Raw genomic sequence first — 18,256 nt, forward strand, 5'->3', positions numbered from 1 at the left:
ATCGTGCCGCGCACCTCCGGGAGCCTCCGGCCGCACCGGGACGACGCGGGCGGGTTCAGCCCGCGTCCGGGACGGGCGTGCAGGGCTTCACGGGAGAGCCGGCCTCGGCCAGCCAGGCGCCGAGCCGCCAGGGCCGCCGCGCGTCCCGGTTGTCGCGGAACTCCAGGACGAGCGTCTCGCCCGGCCGGATGAACTCCGGGCGAATCCTGATCTCACGGACGTCGACCACCTGGGCCGCCTCGAACGAGCGCCACCGTTCCACGCCGTTCCGCAGTTGTTCCTCCGTGTGCCCCCGCGACCCGTAGGAAGGGTCCACGCCCTCGAACCGGGCGTCCGCGCACCGCGTGTGCGGCGCCAGGAACGACACGTCGGCCGTGACGCCTGCCGCCAGCAGATCGGCCCGCAGCCCCTCGGGGTCGCGCATCTCGTTGAGAGCCACCGTGATCGTGCCGTCGGCGTTCTCGGTCACGGCGTACGCCGGGGTCCCGCCTCCGGCGACCAGCGGTGCGGTGACGGCCGCCGCCGCGACGCCGGCCGCGATCAGCAGCCGAGGGGCGGTGAGGACCCGCCGCGGTGAGGTGGCGGGGGCGGGCCGCCGGGCCCGCATCCCGTCCAACAGCCGCCGCCTGGCCCCGGCGAGGTCGTCCTGCGAGGCCGCGGGGACGGCCTGCCACATGCTGGTGAGCGCGTTCACTGCCATTCTCCTTCGGGTAGATCCCGGCGAATCTGGTTGCGGGCCCGGTTGAGGCGCGAGGCGACCGTGCCCGGGGGGATCGCGAGCGCGTCGGCGACCTCCTGGTAGCTCAGCCCGGCCCAGGCGACGAGCAGCAGCACGTCGCGGTCGGCCCGCTTGAGCCGCAGCAGGGCCCGTGCCAGCGGCCGGTTGACGGCCAGGGTGTTGACTCCGTCCTCCACCTGCGCGCCCGGTATCTCCCCCGGATGGACGCCGCTGCGAAGGTACGCGCGGTAGAGGGCGGCCTCGGCGCGCCGCCGTTTACCGATCATGTTCGAGGCGATGCCGTACAGCCACGGGCGGGCGTCGGGGCGGCCCAGGTCGTAGTCGTCCCGGCTCTGGAAGGCGGCCAGGAAGGTGTCGGCCACGACGTCCTCCGCCTCGCCGGGCCCCAGCCGCCTGGTCACATAACGGTGGAGGAGCGGTGCGTGCCGGTCGAACAGGACGGCGAAGACCTCCGGCTCGTGCAGCGATCTCCCGATGAGGGTCGCATCATCCGCCGCGACGACTTCGCGGGTAGTTGTCATGCATCTCGGCCTTTCCTGGCGTCTGCGGTCACCTGTACTTACCGAGCCAGGCCGAAATGCTTCATTTCCGGTGACGGTCGTACGCCCCGGTCAGGTCTGCGGGGTGAGGAACTCCAGGCGGTTGCCGACGTTGTCGTGGGCGTAGAAGCGACGGTGGCCGGGGAAGTGCGGATCCCAGGCGACCTCGACTCCGGCGGCCTCCAGACGCGCGGCGAGGTCGTCGAGGCCGGTCACCAGGATGCCCGGGTGCGCCTTGCGCGCGGGGCGGAAGTCCTCCTCCACACCGAGGTGGATCTCCAGGTCGCCGGCCCGCACCCACAGGCCCCCGCGCGCGGCGAGCGCGGGGGGCTTGCCGATCTCGGTCATCCGGAGCAGGCCCACGTAGAAGGCGCGGCACTCGTCCTCCGCCCCGGGCGGAACGGCGAGCTGGACGTGGTGCAGGCCCTACCCGGAGGCATCGGTCATCTCACACCTCGCCCTTGATCTCCAGCCGTTCCAGTGCCTTCGTCAGCGGATGGACGCTCAGGCCGATCTGCCAGTCCCGCGCGCCCAGCTCGCGCAGCCGGTCTCCCACGGTCTCCTCGCTGATGGGCACGGGCGGTTCCCACGTCAGCCTGCGTACGGCGTCGGGCTGGAGCAGGTTCTCCGTCGGCATGCGGTGCTCGTCGGCGAGCGCCGCCACGACGGTCCGCGCCGCCGCGAGGCGCCTGGCGGCGGCGGGGTCCCGGTCGGCCCACCGGTTGGCCGGGGGAGGGCCGTCACCCGGCCCCACGGGCTGCGGCAGGGCCTGCTCCGGCATCGTGCGGGCCCGGTTCACCGCCGCCAGCCAGTCGTTGAGGTGACGGCGGGCGCTGCGGCCGACGAACGGGGTGATGTCGGTGAGGGCCTTGGTCGTACGCGGCTGGTCGAGGGCGGCCTGGACGATCGCCGAGTCGGGCAGCACCCGCCCCGGCGCGAGGTCGGCCTCCCGCGCGATCTGGTCGCGCAGCGTCCACAGCTCCCGCACCACCGCGAGCCCGCGCAGCGTGCGCACGCGGTGGATGCCCGAGGTGCGCCGCCAGGGGTCGGTACGCGGGGGAAGCGCGGGGGCGGCCAGGATCGACGCGAACTCCTCCAGCGCCCAGCCCAGCTTGCCGGTGGCGGCCAGCTCCTCGTGGAGGACGTCGCGCAGCTCGACCAGCACCTCCACGTCGAGCGCCGCGTAACGCAGCCAGTCCTCCGGCAGCGGGCGGGACGACCAGTCGGCCGCCGAGTGCCCCTTCTCCAGCCGAAGGCCGAGGACGAGCTCGACCATGGTCCCCAGGCCCACCCGCTCGTAGCCGAGCAGCCGCCCGGCCAGCTCGGTGTCGAACAGCCGCCGCGGGCGGAAGCCCAGCTCGGCCAGGCACGGCAGGTCCTGGTTGGCGGCGTGCAGGACGATCTCGGCGTCGCTCACGGCCTCGTCCAGCGCGGACAGGTCGGGGCAGCCGATCGGGTCGATCAGCGCGGTGCCCGCGCCGGCCCGGCGCAGCTGCACCAGGTAGGCGCGGCCGCTGTAGCGGTATCCGGAGGCGCGCTCGGCGTCGACGGCCACCGGTCCCGTCCCGCGGGCGAAGGCGTCCACGGCGGCCGCGAGCGTGGCGGGGTCCTCGATGACGGGCGGGATTCCCTCGCGCGGCTCCAACAGGGGCTGGACTACGGGTTCTGTCACGGGCTATGGAACTTTCGGATCATCTCGGCGGGCGGGACGCGGGTGCAGCGTCGCGACGTCGGGCGGCAGTGGGGGGATGCCCGCGGCCAGGCACATGAGGTCGCACCACGCGGCCGCGTGCGGCGACAGGTCCTCGTCGAGCGGGGACCACGAGGCGCGCAGCTCGATCTCGGTGGTGACGGGGTCGTCCGCCTTGCCGCCGAACCCCTCCGAGACGGCGCGGGTGACCGTGCCGCCCACCGCGGCGTACCGCGCGCCGTGGGCGTCGAGCGCCTCGGTAAGCCAGCTCCAGGCCACCGGCCCCAGCAGCGGGTCGGTGGTCATCTCCGGCTCCATGTCGGCGCGTACGTAAGCGACGAGGCGGAACGGCCCCTCCCAGCCGCGCTGGCCCTCGGGGTCGAACAGCATGATCAGGCGGCCGACGGCGAGTTCGTCGTCGTCGCGGTACACGGACGCCCCGACGGCTCCGGAGTACGGCGCGAGCCGCTGGGGGGCGGGGATGTCCTCCAGCTCGATCTCCGGCCGTACCTCGGCAGGGCGCAACGTCTCCAGCGCGCGCCTGAAGGCGGCGGGAGGCGCCGGCGGTTCACCGAGGGTCATGACGGAAGAGTAGGTCGGATTCGGGATGGCGCGAAGCAGGGGGGTGGCTGTGGGGGGCATCGCAAGTCGTCAAACCGTCGCCGCCAGTCGAGCCGTCACCCGGGCGGACGTCCGCGCCGAGGCGCGTCCGAGCGTGCGGTCCCGGCGGTCGCCGCAGCCGTCCACGCGGCGGCGCCGCCCCGTCACGCGCGCCGCGCGGCTCGGACGGGCGGGGCGCGCGGCGTCGCTGCCGGCACAGCGCTCAGTGCGGCGTTCGGGGGAACTCCACATCGAAGTCATCGCTCCGGGGCCTCTCGTCGGATCCACGGTCGTGGCGGTCGCTCGGGACTGATCCGACGTTGGCACGTCCCGGCGACATTTCCCCGCATCGCGCTCGGCGTGTCTCGAAAGTGGTATTGGAATCGATGCCGGATGGCCGATTGGCGAACACATTGCCGAGGTGTGAGAGGACTCACACGAGGGGATGGGGTTCACCTTACGCGATGAGCGGCCTTTCTCGCGTCGTTCTGGAACCCCAGGTCATGGGTCCGGGCGCCGGGCGACCCCCGGGCATGGCAGGCTGGTGCCGTGAAACCCCAGCTCGCCGATTCCGTTTTCGTCCGCGCCTGCCGGCGTGAGCCCGTCCCGTACACGCCGGTGTGGTACATGCGCCAGGCCGGTCGTTCGCTGCCCGAGTACCGCAGGGTGCGCGCCGGCGTCGAGATGCTCACCGCCTGCGCCACGCCCGACCTCGTGGTCGAGATCACGATGCAGCCGGTCCGCAGGTACGGCACGGACGCGGCGATCTTCTTCAGCGACATCGTGGTGCCGCTCAAGGCCATCGGCGTCGACCTCGACATCAAGCCGGGCGTCGGCCCCGTCGTCGGGACCCCCATCCGCGACAAGGCGGGCATGGAGGTCCTGCGCCCACTGGAGCCGGACGACGTCCCGTACGTGACCGAGGCGGTCGGCGCGCTCACCGGGGAGCTGGGCGGGACCCCGCTGATCGGCTTCGCCGGAGGGCCGTTCACACTCGCGTCGTATCTGATCGAGGGCGGCCCCTCCAAGAACCACGACCGCACCAAGGCCATGATGTACGGCGAGCCCGAGCTGTGGCACGAGCTGATGGAGCGGCTCAGCGCGATCACGCTCGCCTTCCTGCGCGTCCAGGTGGCGGCCGGCGCCTCGGCCGTCCAGCTCTTCGACTCGTGGGTCGGCGCGGTCGCGCCGCAGGACTACCGCTCCTACGTGCTGCCGCACACCAGCCGGATCTTCGCCGGCCTGGCGGACCTCGGCGTGCCGCGCATCCACTTCGGCGTCGGCACCGGCGAGCTGCTCGGCCTCATGGGCGAGGCCGGCGCCGACGTGGTGGGCGTCGACTGGCGGGTGCCGCTCGACGAGGCCGCGCTCCGCGTGGGCGCGGGCAAGGCCCTGCAGGGCAACCTCGACCCGGCGATCCTGTTCGCGCCCTGGGAGGTCGTCGAGAGGCGGGCCAGGGACGTGCTCGAACGGGGCAGGGTGGCCGAGGGGCACGTGTTCAACCTCGGCCACGGCGTGCTTCCCTCGACCGACCCCGACCAGCTCGCCCGGCTCACCGACTTCGTCCACGAGTCGTCGGCCCGCTGAAGGTCCTACCTCCGCGTGCGCCCGGACGCCCGGCCCTCGTCCCGGGCGCCCTCAGAGGCCTCGGCAGAGGCGTCGTCGAAGCCGTCTTCAGGGCCGTCGTCGCGGTCCTCGGCGCGGTTCGCGTCCCTGTCCTCGTGCGGGGCCGGCTCCGGCGCCGCGGGGCGCGGCCGCCCGGGATGAGGCGCGGCAGGGTCCGGTGAGCCTGTCATGGCCGGCCCGGCGGGCTCGCCGCCCGGTCCGTACGACGCAACGGGGACGGGGGCGCTTCCGGGGGAGGCGGGACCGTACCCGGGAGGCACAGGACCCGAGGGCACGGCACCGTGGGGCCCGGCGCCGGGAGGCATGGCGCCGGGGGGCACGGCACCGGCAGGCACGGCGCCGGGGGGCGGAGCGGCACGGCGGCGCATCCGGCGCATGACGGTCCGGACGACCAGCCACACCAGCCCGGCCACGACGAGCCAGGGCAGCAGCGCGCCCAGCACGGTCAGCGCCACCACGGTCGACGCGGTGAGGGTGTCCCATCCGGTGCGCAGCCCGCCGAGGAAGCCGGACCGGTCCTCCTTCGTGGGCCGGGCCGAGGCCTTCGGCGGAAGCACGAGGGTGAGCGTCACGGTGGCCATGCCGGTCTGCGCCGCCAGCGCCTTCTGCCTCGCCTGCAGCGACTCCAGCTCGGCCTCGCGGTTGGTGATCTCCCGCTCGATCTCCAGGATCTCGCCGATCTTGTTCGCCTTCGACAGCAGCGTGCGGAACTGCCCGAGCGCCGCCTCGGCCGACTTCACCCGGCTGGCGACGTCGGCGACCTCCTCGGTGACGTCCTGCGCGTTCTGCCGCATCGACCGGCGTTTCCCGAGGTCGCGGCCGAGCTGGGCCAGCACGTCGGCGTAGCGGGCGGGCGGCACCTTGAACGCGATCACCGCGCGCTGGCCGCTCGAATAGGAGTCGCTGCGCTCCTCGGCGACGTACCCGCCCGCGCCGGTCACGATCGACTTGGCGCCGTCGGCCGCCGCGGTGACGTCCTTGGCCTCGACGGTGAGCTCGGCCTGGTAGATGACCGCGCGGTCGGCCGGATCGATCCTGGCCTTCTCCTGCCCGCCGCCCTCGCCGTCCGCGGCCTGCCGCTCCGCGCTCTGACCCGTGGTCCCTGTCGTGGGAGCGTCCGCGGCCGGCGCCGCGGGCGCGCCGCCGCTGTCGGCCGCCCCGCTGCTCGACAAGTCCTCCGCGCCGCCGCATCCCGTCAGCAGAAAGGCGACGGCCGCCAGGGCCGCCGCGCCGTACCGGATTCGCCTCATGCCCTTACATCGGATCACCGCCGGGCACAGTTCAGCGCCGGCGATCACGATGGCATCACGATGCCACCGTGGTCGCCGGCGCCTTTGCCGGGGATGGGGGTCCCGTGGGTCCCGGCCGGGCCGGGCCGGAACCCACGGGACGTCTGGCTAGCCGCGCAGCTGCTCGATCAGGGCCTGCGCGTCGCGGATGAGCGCGTCGCTCGCGGCCTTGTCGGTCACCCGCTTGGCGTCGCCGGCGAAGCCGGCGAACCGCTCCAGAGCCTTGATCGCGTTGTCCTTCTTGCCCATGCCGGCCTGCTTGGCCGCCTGGTCGAGCTGTGCGGTCAGGACGTCACCGTCGCCGGTCACCGTGCCGGCGCTCCGGAAGGCGGTGAGCAGGGCCTTCACGTCGTCGAAGGAGGTCGTGACCGTGAAGGTCACCGACTTCTCCGTGACGTGCCCGGCCTTGTCCTTGGCGCTGACGGTCAGCGTGTTCTCGCCGAGCGGCAGCTTCCACAGCGGGAGGGCCTCGCCCGACTTGACCTGCAGGTCGCCGATGGCGCCCGTCACGCTCGCCACACCGGAGCCCGCGTCGGTCGCGGTGAAGACCGGCGTGATCGAGGCCGAGTCGCCGTGCTCGCCGGACTCGACGCCGTCGACGGTGAGCGCGGGTGCGGTCTTGTCGATCTTCACCGTCACGGTGCCGATCTGCGAGACGTTGCCGCCGCTGTCGGTGGCGCGGTAGCGGACCTCGGTGGTGCCCTCGGTGCTCAGGGTCACCGGGTTGTTGGCGTTCGACCAGGTGGCGCCGCCGTTGACCGAGTACTGCCGGCTCGCGACCGTGCCGTTGTCGGTCGCGGTGACCGTCAGCGTCACGTTGCCCTTGTACCAGCCGTTCTCACCGTTCGGCTGGGCCGGGTTGAGAGTGGCGGTCACGGTCGGCGGGGTCTTGTCGGCGGCACCGTCGCCCACGAAGGTGAACGCGTCCACCTCCACGCCGCCGGTCGAGGTGACGTACAGCTTGCCGCTGCCCGTGGGGGCGTTCTTCAGCTCGGTGGTCACCGTCTGCCAGCCGGAGCCGGCCGGGATCGCGACGGTCGCGAACGGGGTCGCGGCCGGCGAGTTCCAGTGCAGCGACAGCGTGCCCGCGCCGCTGGCCACGGTCTTCACCGAGGTGATTCCGGCGAGGTTCACCGGGTCGTAGCCGATGTGGTCGCCGGCGTCGAGCGAGGTGACCTTGTTGAGGCCGGACGCCGTCTCGTCCGGGGTCTTGGTGACGCCCTTGCTGTCGTCCCCGTGCTCGGCCTGCATGAGCTTGGGGTTGAGGATCAGGGTCGCGTCGCTGGAGGCGCCGGGGATGCCGTTGGCGCCGTTGTCGCGGTAGCTGACCACGACCACGCCGAAGATGTTCTCGGTCACGCCGTGCTCGGGAGCGTCCGCGGGGGTCGCCCAGGTCACGGTGCAGCCCGTGCCGGTGGTGATCGGGTGGGCGTGCGTGTCGTGGCCGAGGCCGAAGGTCCACGCGACCCGGCTGCAGGTCGGGTTGTCGCCGTCCTCCTGGTCGGTCACCTTGACCGTGAGCGGAACCGCGTTGCCCCAGTCGATGAAGGAGCCGTCGCCGGGGGTCTCGATGCTGACCTTGGGCGCGGTGTTGCCCACGGTGATCTCGGTCGTGGCGAGGCCGAACCTGCCGCCCGAGTCGGTGACGCGGAGCCGGGCGGTGTACTGCCCGAGCTTGTCGTAGGTGTGGGTCGCCGTCACGCCCTTGGCGTCGAAGGTGCCGTTGCCGTCGAAGTCCCACTCGTAGGTCAGGTCGCCGGCCTCGGAGTCGGAGGACTTGGCGCCGCTGAACTCGACGGTGAGCGGCGCGTTGCTGCCCGACGTCTTGTCAACGGTGATCTTCGCCTGCGGGGCCTTGTTGCCGGGTGAGTAGTCGATGCGGTACAGACCCGAGTCGGGGTTGGCGCGGAAGAAGCCGTCACCGTAGTCGAGCACGTACAGCGCGCCGTCGGGGCCGAACTCGATGTCGATCGGGTTGTCCGTGATGGGCATCGCCATCTTGGTCAGCTCGGCGTTCGGCAGGAAGTGCTCGAGCTTGGTCACCGGCCCGTCAGAACCCGTCACCGTGAACGCCGCCAGGTAGTCCTGGGAGAACTCCGCGAAGAAGAACTTCTTGTCCCAGTACGCGGGGAACTTGGTGGGCGAGGGGTTGTCGGCGTCGTAGTGGTACACCGGACCGCCCATCGGGCCCTGGCCGTTCTGCACCGGGTCGAACTCGGTCAGCCCGGCCCACTCCGCCGGCTGGTCGCCCGCGCGGTCGCCGTAGTACATGTCGGCGGAAACCGCGGGCGGGAGCTTGTCCAGGCCGGTGTTCCAGCGGGAGGTGTTGACCGGGCCGCCCGCGCAGTCGAACCACTCACGCGGCTTGGAAGTCGCGTAGTCCCAGTTGTTGTAGTTGAAGTTGTCGCCCGTGCAGTACGGCCAGCCGGCGTTGATGGGCTTGGTGATCGGGGTGACGTTCCACTCGACGTATCCCATCGGGCCGCGGTTGGGATCGGCGGTGCCGGCGTCCGGCCCGTAGTCGCCCCACGACACCGTCCCGGTCTTCGCGTCGACGTCCATGCGGAACGGGTTCCGCACGCCGGTGACGAAGATCTCGGGCCGGGTCTTGGCCGTGTCCTTCGGGAACAGGTTGCCGTCGGGGACGGTGTAGGAGCCGTCCGCCTGCACCTTGATCCGCAGGATCTTGCCGCGCAGGTCGTTGCTGTTGCCCGCACCGCGCCGCGAGTCGAAGCCGGGGTTCATGCCGGGCGCGTCGTTGTTGGGGGCCATGCCGTTGGCGCCGGGCGTGCTGGCCGGGGTGTTGTCACCGGTGGCCAGGTAGAGGTTGCCGTCGTCGTCCCAGTCGAAGTCACCGGCGACGTGGCAGCACTGTCCGCGGTTGGTCTCGACCTTGATGATGACCTGCTCGGTGGACAGGTCGAGCTTGTCGCCGTCCCACTTGAACCGGGAGAGCTGGTTGTAGCCCTTCCACTGGTTCCAGTAGGACTCGTCCGCGCCCGCGGGAAGGGAGTTCGGCGCCGACCCCGCCGGGGTCTCCGAGGGGTACGGCCCGGTCATCTTCCGGGGCGCGTAGTAGACGTAGACCCACTTGTTGTTCGCGAAGTCGGGGTCGATCCCGATCGTCTGCAGGCCGTCCTCGGAGTTGTTGTAGACGTCGATCTTGTTGATGATCTTCGTGACGCCGGTGGCGGGGTCGGTCAGCCGGACGTCGCCGTTGCGGGCGGTGTGCAGCACCCGGCTGTCCGGCAGGATCGCCATGTCGATCGGCTCGCCGACGTCCTTGGTGAGCGTGACCTTCTCGTAGTTCTCCCAGTGCAGGGCGTCTTCGTGCGCCTGCGCCGGTGCGGCGGTGAGCGCCGCCGCGAACGGGAGCGTCAACGCGGCGGCGAGAGCGCCGCCCAGAATGCGAGTACGCTTCAAGTCTGCTGCGCCTCTTCTTTCACAGGGGGGTGACAGGGGAAAGGCGGGCCGCCGCGTGCCGGTGGAACGGGTCGAACGCGTGGCGGTCCGCCATACTCGTCGAAGTCGTCAGCCGCGCAGAGCGGACATGTTCCGGTAGCTCAGGTCCGCGTACTGCAGGGACTGGCCGGGGTTGGCCGTGCCGCCGGGGGCGGTGTCCTGCTCGTACATCGGGTTGTGGTAGCCCTTGGCGCCCACGCCGCGGAGGAACGCCGCGTAGTCGATGTCACCGGTGCCGAACGGAACCATGTCGTAGCCGTTGGCCGTGCCCGTGTTGATCTTGCCGTCCTTGGCGTGGAACAGCGGGAACCGCTTGGTCTGGGCCTGCACGACGCCGAGCGGGTTGAAGACCTGGGTCTGGGTGGACCCGTCCGGGGCGGTGAAGGTCTTGTGCTTGTACTGCGCGACGTGGGCCCAGAAGATGTCCATCTCGAGCCAGACGTGCTTGGGGTCGGTGATCTGGAGGAAGTACTCGAGGCGGCGGATGCCGGAGGAGCGGGTGGGCCGGCCCTGCGCGTCGAGCGGGCCGCTGTCGAGCAGGAAGCTGTAGGCCACGTCGTGGTTGTGCGTGTACAGCTTGAGGCCCGCGGCGGTGGCGATCTCGCCGAGCGCGTTCCACTTCTCCGCGGCGACGTCCCAGTCGGCCTTGTAGGCGCTGCCGGTCGGGTCGCTGCCGGTGCCGACGTGGGCCATGCCGAGGATGTTGGCGATCTCCAGGTGGAGCTTGAAGCGGTCCAGGTCGGCCTGGCTCAGCGGCCAGGAGCCGGGGATGAAGCCGTGGTTGCCCTGGGCGACCAGGCCGTTGTCGTCCAGCCAGCCGCGCAGCAGCTTGGCGCCCTCGACGCTCTCCAGGCTGGCGCCGCCCTCGGCGTTGCGGTGCTGGCTGTAGCCGGCGAACTCCACCTGCGCGTAGCCGATCCGGGCGAGCTCCTCGAACACGGCGCGGAAGCCGGAGGGGAGGTTGCTGGACAGCGGGTCACGGGAGATGGCGTCGCGGACCGTGTACAGGATGATGCCGCGCCGCGGCGGCGGGATCAGGACGCCGTTCGGGCCGTTGCCGGCGGTCGCCGCACGCGCGACCGACTTCATCGGACCGGCGGCGGCCACGGCGGCGGCGGCCGCCATGCCGGTCGTGGCCGCGAGCAGCTGGCGGCGGCTGAGGCCCAGCCGGCGTCCGAGGTTGCCGGCCGACTCCATCTCTTCTTCGTACGCACTCATCGTCTTGCCAACTCCATCTGCGTGAAGAACCTTGATCCCCCGATGACGCGGCCGAGCCGCGGGTGCACTTGGCGAGCAAGCTACGCCACTTTTGTCTGACAGGGAAGAAGTTTCTACATGATCTTTTGTACTTTGTGTTGTCACAGGACAAAGTCCCGAGGAGTGATGGGAGAAGGGCGGCGACGGCGACCGTACGCGCGCGGGGGCTCCGACGGGCGGTTGACGGCCGGGGCCCGTTGATCACGGTTCCGAGATGGGGGGCGTTGAACTTTCCGTAGCCTGCTGGAAACTTTTTCTTGTCAGCGACGAAAGATGCCTCTTAGTATCCGAATGTTCCGGGGTCATCCTTCATACCCGAGTTGACGGGAGAGTTACAGTGCCCATCGGTGTCTGGCTGGTCGGCGCCCGGGGGTCCGTCGCGACCACGGCGGTGGTCGGGGCGGCGGCGGTTCGCGCGGGAGCGGCCCCGCCCATCGGGTGCGTCATCGAGGCCGCCGGCTTCCCGGGAGGCTTCGCTCCCCTCGGTGACCTGGTGTTCGGCGGTCACGACGTGGTCGGGACCCCCCTGCGTAAGAGGGCCGAGATGCTCGCCCAGGCGGGAGTGTTCCCTCCCGTCCTGACGACGCTGCTCGCCGCGGACCTCGACGCCGCGGAGGCGGAGAGCAGGCACGGCTACGTGCCCGGCGAGGAGAGCCAGGCCGACGCCGCGCGGCGGCTGGCCGCCGACATCACCGACTTCCGGGAGCGGCACGGCCTGTCCCACGTCGTCGTGGTGGACGTGTCGTCGACCGAGCCTCCCGCGGAGGTGCCGTACGCGCGGCTCGCCGACCTGGAGGAGGCGCTCGCGGCGGGGCAGGACCCGCTGCCCGCCAGCTCCCTGTACGCCTACGCGGCCTTCACCGCCGGCTGTGGCTACGTCGCGTTCACCCCGTCCGCCGGTCCGACGCCTCCCGCTCTCGACGAGCTGGCGCGGCGCAACGGCGTGCCGTACGCGGGACGCGACGGCAAGACCGGGGAGACGCTGGTCAAGAGCGCGCTCGCGCCGATGTTCGCCGGTCGTGCGCTGCGCGTGCGCTCGTGGTCGGGGCTCAACCTGCTCGGCGGCGGCGACGGCGCCACGCTGGCCGACCCCGCGGCCCGGGCGAGCAAGTCGGCGAGCAAGGCGCGCGCCGTCCCCGCGATCGTGGGCGAGGACGTCGAGGGCCTGACGCACATCGACTACGTCGCCGACCTCGGCGAGTGGAAGACCGCCTGGGACCACATCACGTTCGAGGGGTTCCTCGGCGTCCGCATGACCATGCAGTTCACCTGGCAGGGCTGCGACTCGACGCTGGCCGCCCCGCTCGTCCTCGACCTCGCCCGCCTCGTCGCACGGGCCCACGAGGCCGGGCACAGCGGTGTGCTCCCCGAGCTCGGCTACTTCTTCAAGGACCCGCTGGGCGGCGCGGGACACGACCTGCCCACCCAGTACGCCCGGCTGGTGGACTTCGCACAATCGATCTCAGGTGAACGGCCGTGAGGGCCTGGCTGGAGCTGGTCCGCGCGCCCGCCGCGCTGTCCGTCCCCGGTGACACGCTGGCGGGCGCGGCGGTGGCCGGGCGGTCGGCACGGCCCGGGCTCGCCGCCGCGTCGGTGCTGCTCTACTGGGCCGGCATGGCGCTCAACGACTGGTCGGACCGGAAGCTCGACGCGAAGGAGCGCCCGGAACGGCCCATTCCCTCCGGCAGGATCAGGCCGGAAGGGGCGCTCGGCCTCGCCGTCGCCCTGACCGGCGCCGGGGTGGCCGCCGCCGCGGTCTTCGGCGGGCGTCGCGGGCTCGCGGTCGCGAGCCTGCTCGCGGGCTCTGTGTGGGCCTACGACCTGAAGCTCAAGCACACCCCGGCGGGCCCCGCTGCGATGGCGGCCTGCCGCACGCTCGACGTGCTGCTCGGGGCGGGCCCCGACACCCGGGCGGCCGCCCCGATGGCGCTGGCCGTCGGCGCGCACACCTACGGGCTCACCGTGCTCGGCACGGCCGAGGTCGACGGCGCCACCCCCGCGATCGTCACCCAGGCGCTGACCGCGACCGGCGCGTCCGCGGCGCTGGCCGCCGTCGCCTGCCGCCACGGCGAGACGCCGGGGCGGCTGGGCGCCGCCGCGATGATCGCCGGCTACCTCGCCACGGCCGGCCGGGCCCAGCTGGCGCTGCGCGCCGACCCCGACCCCGAGCAGGTGCGGCAGGCGGTGCGGATGAGCATCCTCGGCCTGATCCCGCTGCAGGCGGCGGCGGTGGCCGGGCGGGGCAGGCTCGCCCAGGCGGCGGCGCTGCTGGCCGCGCTGCCGGCCGGCCGCTGGCTGTCGGCGAAGGTGGCCACGTCGTGATCTGGGCCTACTGCACCAACGGCTTCCGCGACCATCCGCTCGACCAGACGCTGGAGGTGCTCGCCGACCTCGGCTACACCGGCGCGGCGGTCACGCTCGACCACGGGCACCTCATGCCCGGCGCCTCTCCGGCGGAGGTCGGGCGGATCGCGGCGCTGGCGCGTCGGCTCGGCCTGGCCCTCGCCGTGGAGACGGGCGGCAGGTACACGCTCGACCCCCGGCGCAAGCACTTCCCGACGCTGCTGCACGACGAGGCCGAGGCGCGGGTGGACTTCATCCGCGAGGCGATGCGGATCGCGGCCGACCTCGGCGCCCCCGTGGTGCACCTGTGGAGCGGCATCCGGCCGCCGGAGGTGCCCGAGGCCGAGGCGTGGGACCGGCTCGTCCGGCACTGCGAGCGCCTGCTCGGCGAGGCCGACGAGGTCGGCGTCACGCTCGGGTTCGAGCCCGAGCCGGGGATGCTCGTGGCGGACCTGGCCGGATACGAACGGCTGCGCGGCCTGCTCGGCGGCCACGCGAGGTTCGGCCTCACCCTCGACATCGGGCACTGCCGCTGCCTGGAGCCGTACGACGTGCCCGAGTGCGTCGAGCGGGCGCTGCCGTACCTCGTGCACGTGCAGATCGAGGACATGCGGCGAGGCGTCCACGAGCATCTCGAGTTCGGCGAGGGCGAGATCGACTTCCCGCCCGCGCTCGCCGCGCTCGACGGTTTCGGCGGGCTGGTCGCCGTCGAGCTGGCCAGGCACAGCCACGCGGCGCCCGACGTGGCGCGAAGGTCGATCGAATTCCTGAGGAGGGCACATGACCTGGCTGGCGCAGGCCGTAGCCGACGTTGAGCGCGACCCGGAGACCGTCTACGCGCTGTTCACCCGGGCCGCCAGGGAGGGCGGCCCGGGCGCCCGTGCCGAGCTGCTGAGAACGCTCACAAAGGCCCTGCCGGATCCGGTGGCGGCCATCACGAAGCTCTACTGGCAGGGCGACGCGGGGGAGCGGCTGGAGATCCTGGAGGCGCTTCCGCAGCTCGACCTCGGTCCGGCCGCTCTCCCGCTCGTCCACGACGCCCTGCGCACCAACGACACCCGGCTGGTCGCCGCCGCGCTCGGCCCGTACGGCTCGGCGTGGCTGGACGACCACGCCTTCCGTCAGGGCGTGCTCAAGTGCGTCTTCATGACCGTTCCGCTCGCGTCGGTCGAGGGCCTCGACCGGCGCTTCGACGACGAACTGCGGCGCATGCTCGCCGACTTCGCCGCCGAGCGCCGTGCGGCCGGACGGCCCGTTCCCCCCGACGTTCTCGAGAGGCTCTGATTTCCGATGAGGATCTTCGACCCCCACATCCACATGACGTCCCGCACGACGGACGACTACGAGCGCATGTACGCCGCCGGGGTCCGTGCCGTCGTGGAGCCCGCCTTCTGGCTCGGCCAGCCGCGCACGAACGTCGGCAGCTTCCTCGACTACTTCGACGCCCTGCTGGGGTGGGAGCCCTACCGGGCGGCGCAGTACGGCATCCGCCACCACTGCACGCTCGCGCTCAACCCCAAGGAGGCCAACGACCCGCGCTGCGCGGGCGTGCTGGACGAGCTGCCCCGCTACCTGCTGAAGGACTCCGTCGTGGCCGTCGGCGAGGTCGGCTACGACTCGGTGACGCCGGAGGAGGACCGCGTCTTCGAGGCGCAGCTGGCGCTCGCCGAGGAGCACGGCCTGCCGGTGCTCGTGCACACGCCGCACCGTGACAAGGCGGCCGGGACCCGGCGCACGCTCGACGTGGTCAAGGGCATGGACCCGGGCAGGGTCCTGGTCGACCACCTCAACGAGCTGACCGTCGGCATGGTCCGCGACGCCGGGTGCTGGGCGGGCTTCTCCATCTACCCGGACACGAAGATGGACCCGGACCGGATGGTGGCGATCCTCAAGGAGTACGGCACCGAGCGGATGATCGTGAACTCCGCCGCCGACTGGGGGCGCAGCGACGTGCTGAAGACCCGCGAGGTCGGCGAGGCCATGCTGGCCGCCGGGTTCACCGACGAGGACGTCGACCGGGTGCTGTGGCAGAACCCGGTCGCCTTCTACGGTCAGAGCGGGCGCCTGCACCTGGACGACGTCGAGTCCGGCGGCGACTACGAGGGCAACACGATCCTGCGCGGGACGCGCTGACCATGCGCCTGCTGCATCCCTCCGGTTCCGTCGTCCATCTGGCCTACTGCACCAACGTCCACCCCGCCGAGGACCTCGACGGGATCCACGGACAGCTGTCCGGGGTCGCCGCCCGGGTGCGGGCGCTGACCGGCGCGCCGGTGCTCGGCCTCGGGCTGTGGCTGTCGTCGCGCGCCGCGCGGGCGCTGCGGGCCGACCCCGCCGAACTCGCGCGGCTGCGCGCCCGGCTGGACGAGCTGGGGCTGGAGGTCGTCACCCTCAACGGCTTCCCCTACCAGGGCTTCCACGACCAGGTCGTGAAGCTCCGGGTGTACCGGCCCGACTGGGCCGAGCCGGAACGGCTCGCCTACACCCTCGACCTGGCCGAGATCCTCACCGCGCTGCTGCCGGACGACGTGACCGAGGGCTCGATCTCGACGCTGCCCCTCGCCTGGCGCACGGAATGGACGCCGGACAAGGCCGCGGCGGTCGACGCCAACCTGGCCGCGCTCACCCGGGGCCTGCGGGCGCTGGCGGAGCGCACCGGCAAGACCATCCGCGTCGCCTTCGAACCGGAACCGGGCTGCATCGTGGAGACCACCCCGCAGGCCGTCGCGCTGCTGGGCGGCACCGACCCCGAGTTCATCGGCGTGTGCCTGGACGCCTGCCACCTCGCCGTCGGTCTCGAGGAGCCCGCCGACGCCGCCGCCCTCGGGCTGCCGATCGTGAAGCTCCAGGTGTCGGCCGCGGTCGAGGCGCCGCCGGGCGGCCAATCCGCCCTGGCGGCGTACGAGGAGGAGCGGTACCTCCACCAGACCCGCTGCGCGGCCGGGTACGCCGACGACCTGCCGGAGGCGCTGGCCGGAGGGCTCCCGGCGGACCTGCCGTGGCGCACGCACTTCCACATGCCCCTGCACGCCGCGGCCCCGCCGCCGCTCACCACGACGGCCCCGTACCTGGAGGACCTGCTGGAACGCCTCCTGGCCTCCCCGGACGCGCCACTCACCCGGCACCTCGAGGTCGAGACCTACACCTGGAGCGTGCTGCCCGGCGCGGTCGACGTCGCCGAGGGCGTCGCGGCCGAGCTGGACTGGACCCGGCGGCGGCTCGCCGCCCTCGGACTTAAGGAGATCTGATGGCGCCCGTCGTCGTCGTGAACGTCGTCGGCCTGACCCCGCGCCTGCTGGCGCACATGCCGAACGTGGCCAAAGTGGGGGCCGCCGCGTCCCTGAAGCCCGTGCTGCCCGCCGTGACCTGTTCCGTGCAGGCCACCCTGCTGACCGGTTCGATGCCGCGTGACCACGGCATCGTCGGCAACGGCTGGTACTTCAGGGACCTCGGCGAGGTCTTCCTGTGGCGGCAGCACAACCGGCTGATCCAGGGCGAGCAGCTGTGGGACGCGGTGCCCGGGATCCGCACCGCCAACGTCTGCTGGTGGTACGCGATGGGCGGCTCCAGCGACTTCATCGTCACCCCGCGGCCGATCTACTACGCGGACGGGCGCAAGGAGCCCGACTGCTACACCAGGCCGCCGTCCCTGCGCGACGACCTGGTGGGCGAGCTGGGCGAGTTCCCGCTGTTCACCTACTGGGGACCGACGGCGAGCATCACCTCGTCCAAGTGGATCATCGCGGCCGCCCGCCGGATCCTCGCGAAGGAGCGGCCCGACCTGCTCATGGTCTACATCCCGCACCTCGACTACGACCTGCAGCGTTTCGGGCCCGACGCGCCGCAGGCCGTCGCGGCGGCCCGGGAGGTCGACGCCGCGCTCGCGCCGCTGCTGCGGGAGGACGCCACCGTCGTCGTGCTGTCGGAGTACGGCATCACCAACGCCTCCCGCCCGGTCGACGTCAACCGGGCGCTGCGCCGCGCCGGGCTGCTCGAGGTCTACACGCAGGACGGCATGGAGTATCTCGACCCCTGGGCCTCGCGGGCCTTCGCGGTCGCCGACCACCAGGTCGCCCACGTCTACGTGAACGACACCGCCGACCTGCCCCGCGTACGCGACATCGTGGCGGAGCTGCAGGGCGTGGACGAGGTCCTGGACCAGGAGGGCAAGGCGAGGTACGGCCTCGACCACGAGCGGGCCGGAGACCTGGTCGCGGTGGCGGAGCCGGACGCCTGGTTCACCTACTACTACTGGCTGTCCGACGACCGGGCGCCCGACTTCGCGAAGCTCGTGGAGATCCATCGCAAGCCCGGATACGACCCGGCGGAGCTGTTCATGGATCCGAACGACCCACTGGTGAAGCTGCGCGCGGGCGCGGCGCTGGCCCGCAAGAAGGCGGGCATGCGCTACAAGATGTCGGTGGTGCCGCTCGACCCCGCCCCGGTGCGCGGCAGCCACGGCCGGCTGCCCGACGCGGCGGCGGACGGGCCGGTGCTGCTGGGCCCCTTCGACAAGGACGCGTACGCCGCGACCGAGGTGAAGGGCCTGCTGACGCAGCTGCTGAAGGGCTGACAGGATCACGCGGACCGGCCGCCGGGCCCCGGGGGGGGCCGGGGGCGGGGGGGGGGCGGTGGGGGGGGGGGCCCGGGGGGGCCGGGCGGCCCACGGCGGGGGGGGAGGGGTGGGGTGCGTAGAAGACCCCGACGTAAA

At 72.4% G+C, this 18,256-nt stretch carries 16 protein-coding genes; 8 read left to right on the forward strand and 8 right to left on the reverse strand.

The features are described 5' to 3' along the window. Positions 1–55: 55 nt before the first annotated feature. From AB0J39_RS09285 to AB0J39_RS09305, 5 genes are all read right to left on the reverse strand, one after another. Positions 56–694: a hypothetical protein gene (locus AB0J39_RS09285; protein WP_363462912.1), complete on the reverse strand. Its 639-nt coding sequence runs from the start codon at positions 692–694 to the stop codon at positions 56–58. Continuing rightward, positions 691–1,260, reverse strand: a complete 570-nt coding sequence (locus AB0J39_RS09290) for an RNA polymerase sigma factor (RefSeq protein ID WP_363462913.1) — start codon at positions 1,258–1,260, stop codon at positions 691–693. Before AB0J39_RS09290 ends, AB0J39_RS09285 begins: the two co-directional genes overlap by 4 nt. A gap of 90 nt (positions 1,261–1,350) precedes the next feature. Next, positions 1,351–1,626 (reverse strand): hypothetical protein, encoded by a 276-nt coding sequence (locus AB0J39_RS09295; protein WP_363462914.1) that lies wholly within the window; start codon positions 1,624–1,626, stop codon positions 1,351–1,353. Positions 1,627–1,726: 100 nt separating this feature from the next. Beyond that, positions 1,727–2,950: a ribonuclease D gene (locus tag AB0J39_RS09300; RefSeq protein ID WP_363462915.1), complete on the reverse strand. Its 1,224-nt coding sequence runs from the start codon at positions 2,948–2,950 to the stop codon at positions 1,727–1,729. 3 nt (positions 2,951–2,953) lie between these two features. Further along, the gene (locus AB0J39_RS09305) at positions 2,954–3,550 is read right to left on the reverse strand and encodes a DUF3000 domain-containing protein (RefSeq protein ID WP_142563873.1); all 597 of its coding nucleotides are present in this window, start codon (positions 3,548–3,550) and stop codon (positions 2,954–2,956) included. Positions 3,551–4,117: 567 nt separating this feature from the next. On the opposite strand from AB0J39_RS09305, the gene hemE reads away from it, so the two are divergent. Beyond that, complete coding sequence (gene hemE / locus AB0J39_RS09310; RefSeq protein WP_363462916.1) at positions 4,118–5,155, forward strand: uroporphyrinogen decarboxylase; 1,038 nt, start codon at positions 4,118–4,120, stop codon at positions 5,153–5,155. Between the two features lie 5 nt (positions 5,156–5,160). Here hemE and AB0J39_RS09315 read toward each other — a convergent pair whose 3' ends face one another. From AB0J39_RS09315 to AB0J39_RS09325, 3 genes are all read right to left on the reverse strand, one after another. Next, positions 5,161–6,444, reverse strand: coding sequence for a DUF4349 domain-containing protein (locus AB0J39_RS09315; protein ID WP_363462917.1), 1,284 nt, complete (start codon positions 6,442–6,444; stop codon positions 5,161–5,163). Positions 6,445–6,591: 147 nt separating this feature from the next. Next, positions 6,592–9,906 (reverse strand): PQQ-dependent sugar dehydrogenase, encoded by a 3,315-nt coding sequence (locus AB0J39_RS09320; RefSeq protein ID WP_363462918.1) that lies wholly within the window; start codon positions 9,904–9,906, stop codon positions 6,592–6,594. 108 nt (positions 9,907–10,014) lie between these two features. Then, positions 10,015–11,163, reverse strand: coding sequence for a sugar phosphate isomerase/epimerase family protein (locus AB0J39_RS09325; RefSeq protein ID WP_363462919.1), 1,149 nt, complete (start codon positions 11,161–11,163; stop codon positions 10,015–10,017). A 376-nt stretch (positions 11,164–11,539) separates the two neighbouring features. On the opposite strand from AB0J39_RS09325, the gene AB0J39_RS09330 reads away from it, so the two are divergent. From AB0J39_RS09330 to AB0J39_RS09360, 7 genes are read left to right on the forward strand one after another with little or no spacing between them, the layout of a single operon-like run. Then, on the forward strand, positions 11,540–12,682 hold the full coding sequence (locus AB0J39_RS09330) for an inositol-3-phosphate synthase (RefSeq protein WP_363462920.1): 1,143 nt from the start codon (positions 11,540–11,542) through the stop codon (positions 12,680–12,682). Next, the gene (locus AB0J39_RS09335; RefSeq protein WP_363462921.1) at positions 12,679–13,524 is read left to right on the forward strand and encodes an SCO3242 family prenyltransferase; all 846 of its coding nucleotides are present in this window, start codon (positions 12,679–12,681) and stop codon (positions 13,522–13,524) included. The genes AB0J39_RS09330 and AB0J39_RS09335 overlap by 4 nt, the downstream gene beginning before the upstream one ends. After that, positions 13,521–14,360: a sugar phosphate isomerase/epimerase family protein gene (locus tag AB0J39_RS09340; RefSeq protein WP_363462922.1), complete on the forward strand. Its 840-nt coding sequence runs from the start codon at positions 13,521–13,523 to the stop codon at positions 14,358–14,360. The genes AB0J39_RS09335 and AB0J39_RS09340 overlap by 4 nt, the downstream gene beginning before the upstream one ends. After that, positions 14,326–14,829 carry an EboA domain-containing protein gene (locus tag AB0J39_RS09345; RefSeq protein WP_363462923.1) on the forward strand — a complete coding sequence of 168 codons (504 nt, stop codon included), beginning with the start codon at positions 14,326–14,328 and terminating at the stop codon, positions 14,827–14,829. Before AB0J39_RS09340 ends, AB0J39_RS09345 begins: the two co-directional genes overlap by 35 nt. A 6-nt stretch (positions 14,830–14,835) precedes the next feature. Then, a complete protein-coding gene (locus AB0J39_RS09350; RefSeq protein WP_363462924.1) occupies positions 14,836–15,678 on the forward strand; it encodes a TatD family hydrolase in 843 nt (280 codons plus the stop codon). Positions 15,679–15,680: 2 nt separating this feature from the next. Next, entirely contained in the window at positions 15,681–16,793 is a 1,113-nt protein-coding gene (gene eboE / locus AB0J39_RS09355) for a metabolite traffic protein EboE (protein ID WP_363462925.1), read from the forward strand. Next, positions 16,793–18,118 carry a nucleotide pyrophosphatase/phosphodiesterase family protein gene (locus AB0J39_RS09360; protein WP_363462926.1) on the forward strand — a complete coding sequence of 442 codons (1,326 nt, stop codon included), beginning with the start codon at positions 16,793–16,795 and terminating at the stop codon, positions 18,116–18,118. The genes eboE and AB0J39_RS09360 overlap by 1 nt, the downstream gene beginning before the upstream one ends. Positions 18,119–18,256: the final 138 nt, after the last annotated feature.

The sequence above is a fragment of the Microbispora sp. NPDC049633 genome (genome assembly GCF_040675265.1).
In the GTDB taxonomy this organism is placed as follows: domain Bacteria; phylum Actinomycetota; class Actinomycetes; order Streptosporangiales; family Streptosporangiaceae; genus Microbispora; species Microbispora maris.

What these genes read in the sequence shown, in the direction of transcription:
- AB0J39_RS09290 (WP_363462913.1), bottom strand. Translation starts at nt 1,260, where the DNA reads ATGACAACTACCCGCGAAGTCGTCGCGGCGGATGATGCGACCCTCATC.
- AB0J39_RS09295 (WP_363462914.1), bottom strand. Translation starts at nt 1,626, where the DNA reads ATGACCGAGATCGGCAAGCCCCCCGCGCTCGCCGCGCGCGGGGGCCTG.
- AB0J39_RS09305 (WP_142563873.1), bottom strand. Translation starts at nt 3,550, where the DNA reads ATGACCCTCGGTGAACCGCCGGCGCCTCCCGCCGCCTTCAGGCGCGCG.
- AB0J39_RS09315 (WP_363462917.1), bottom strand. Translation starts at nt 6,444, where the DNA reads ATGAGGCGAATCCGGTACGGCGCGGCGGCCCTGGCGGCCGTCGCCTTT.
- AB0J39_RS09325 (WP_363462919.1), bottom strand. Translation starts at nt 11,163, where the DNA reads ATGAGTGCGTACGAAGAAGAGATGGAGTCGGCCGGCAACCTCGGACGC.
- AB0J39_RS09345 (WP_363462923.1), top strand. Translation starts at nt 14,326, where the DNA reads ATGACCTGGCTGGCGCAGGCCGTAGCCGACGTTGAGCGCGACCCGGAG.
- AB0J39_RS09350 (WP_363462924.1), top strand. Translation starts at nt 14,836, where the DNA reads ATGAGGATCTTCGACCCCCACATCCACATGACGTCCCGCACGACGGAC.
- eboE (WP_363462925.1), top strand. Translation starts at nt 15,681, where the DNA reads ATGCGCCTGCTGCATCCCTCCGGTTCCGTCGTCCATCTGGCCTACTGC.
- AB0J39_RS09360 (WP_363462926.1), top strand. Translation starts at nt 16,793, where the DNA reads ATGGCGCCCGTCGTCGTCGTGAACGTCGTCGGCCTGACCCCGCGCCTG.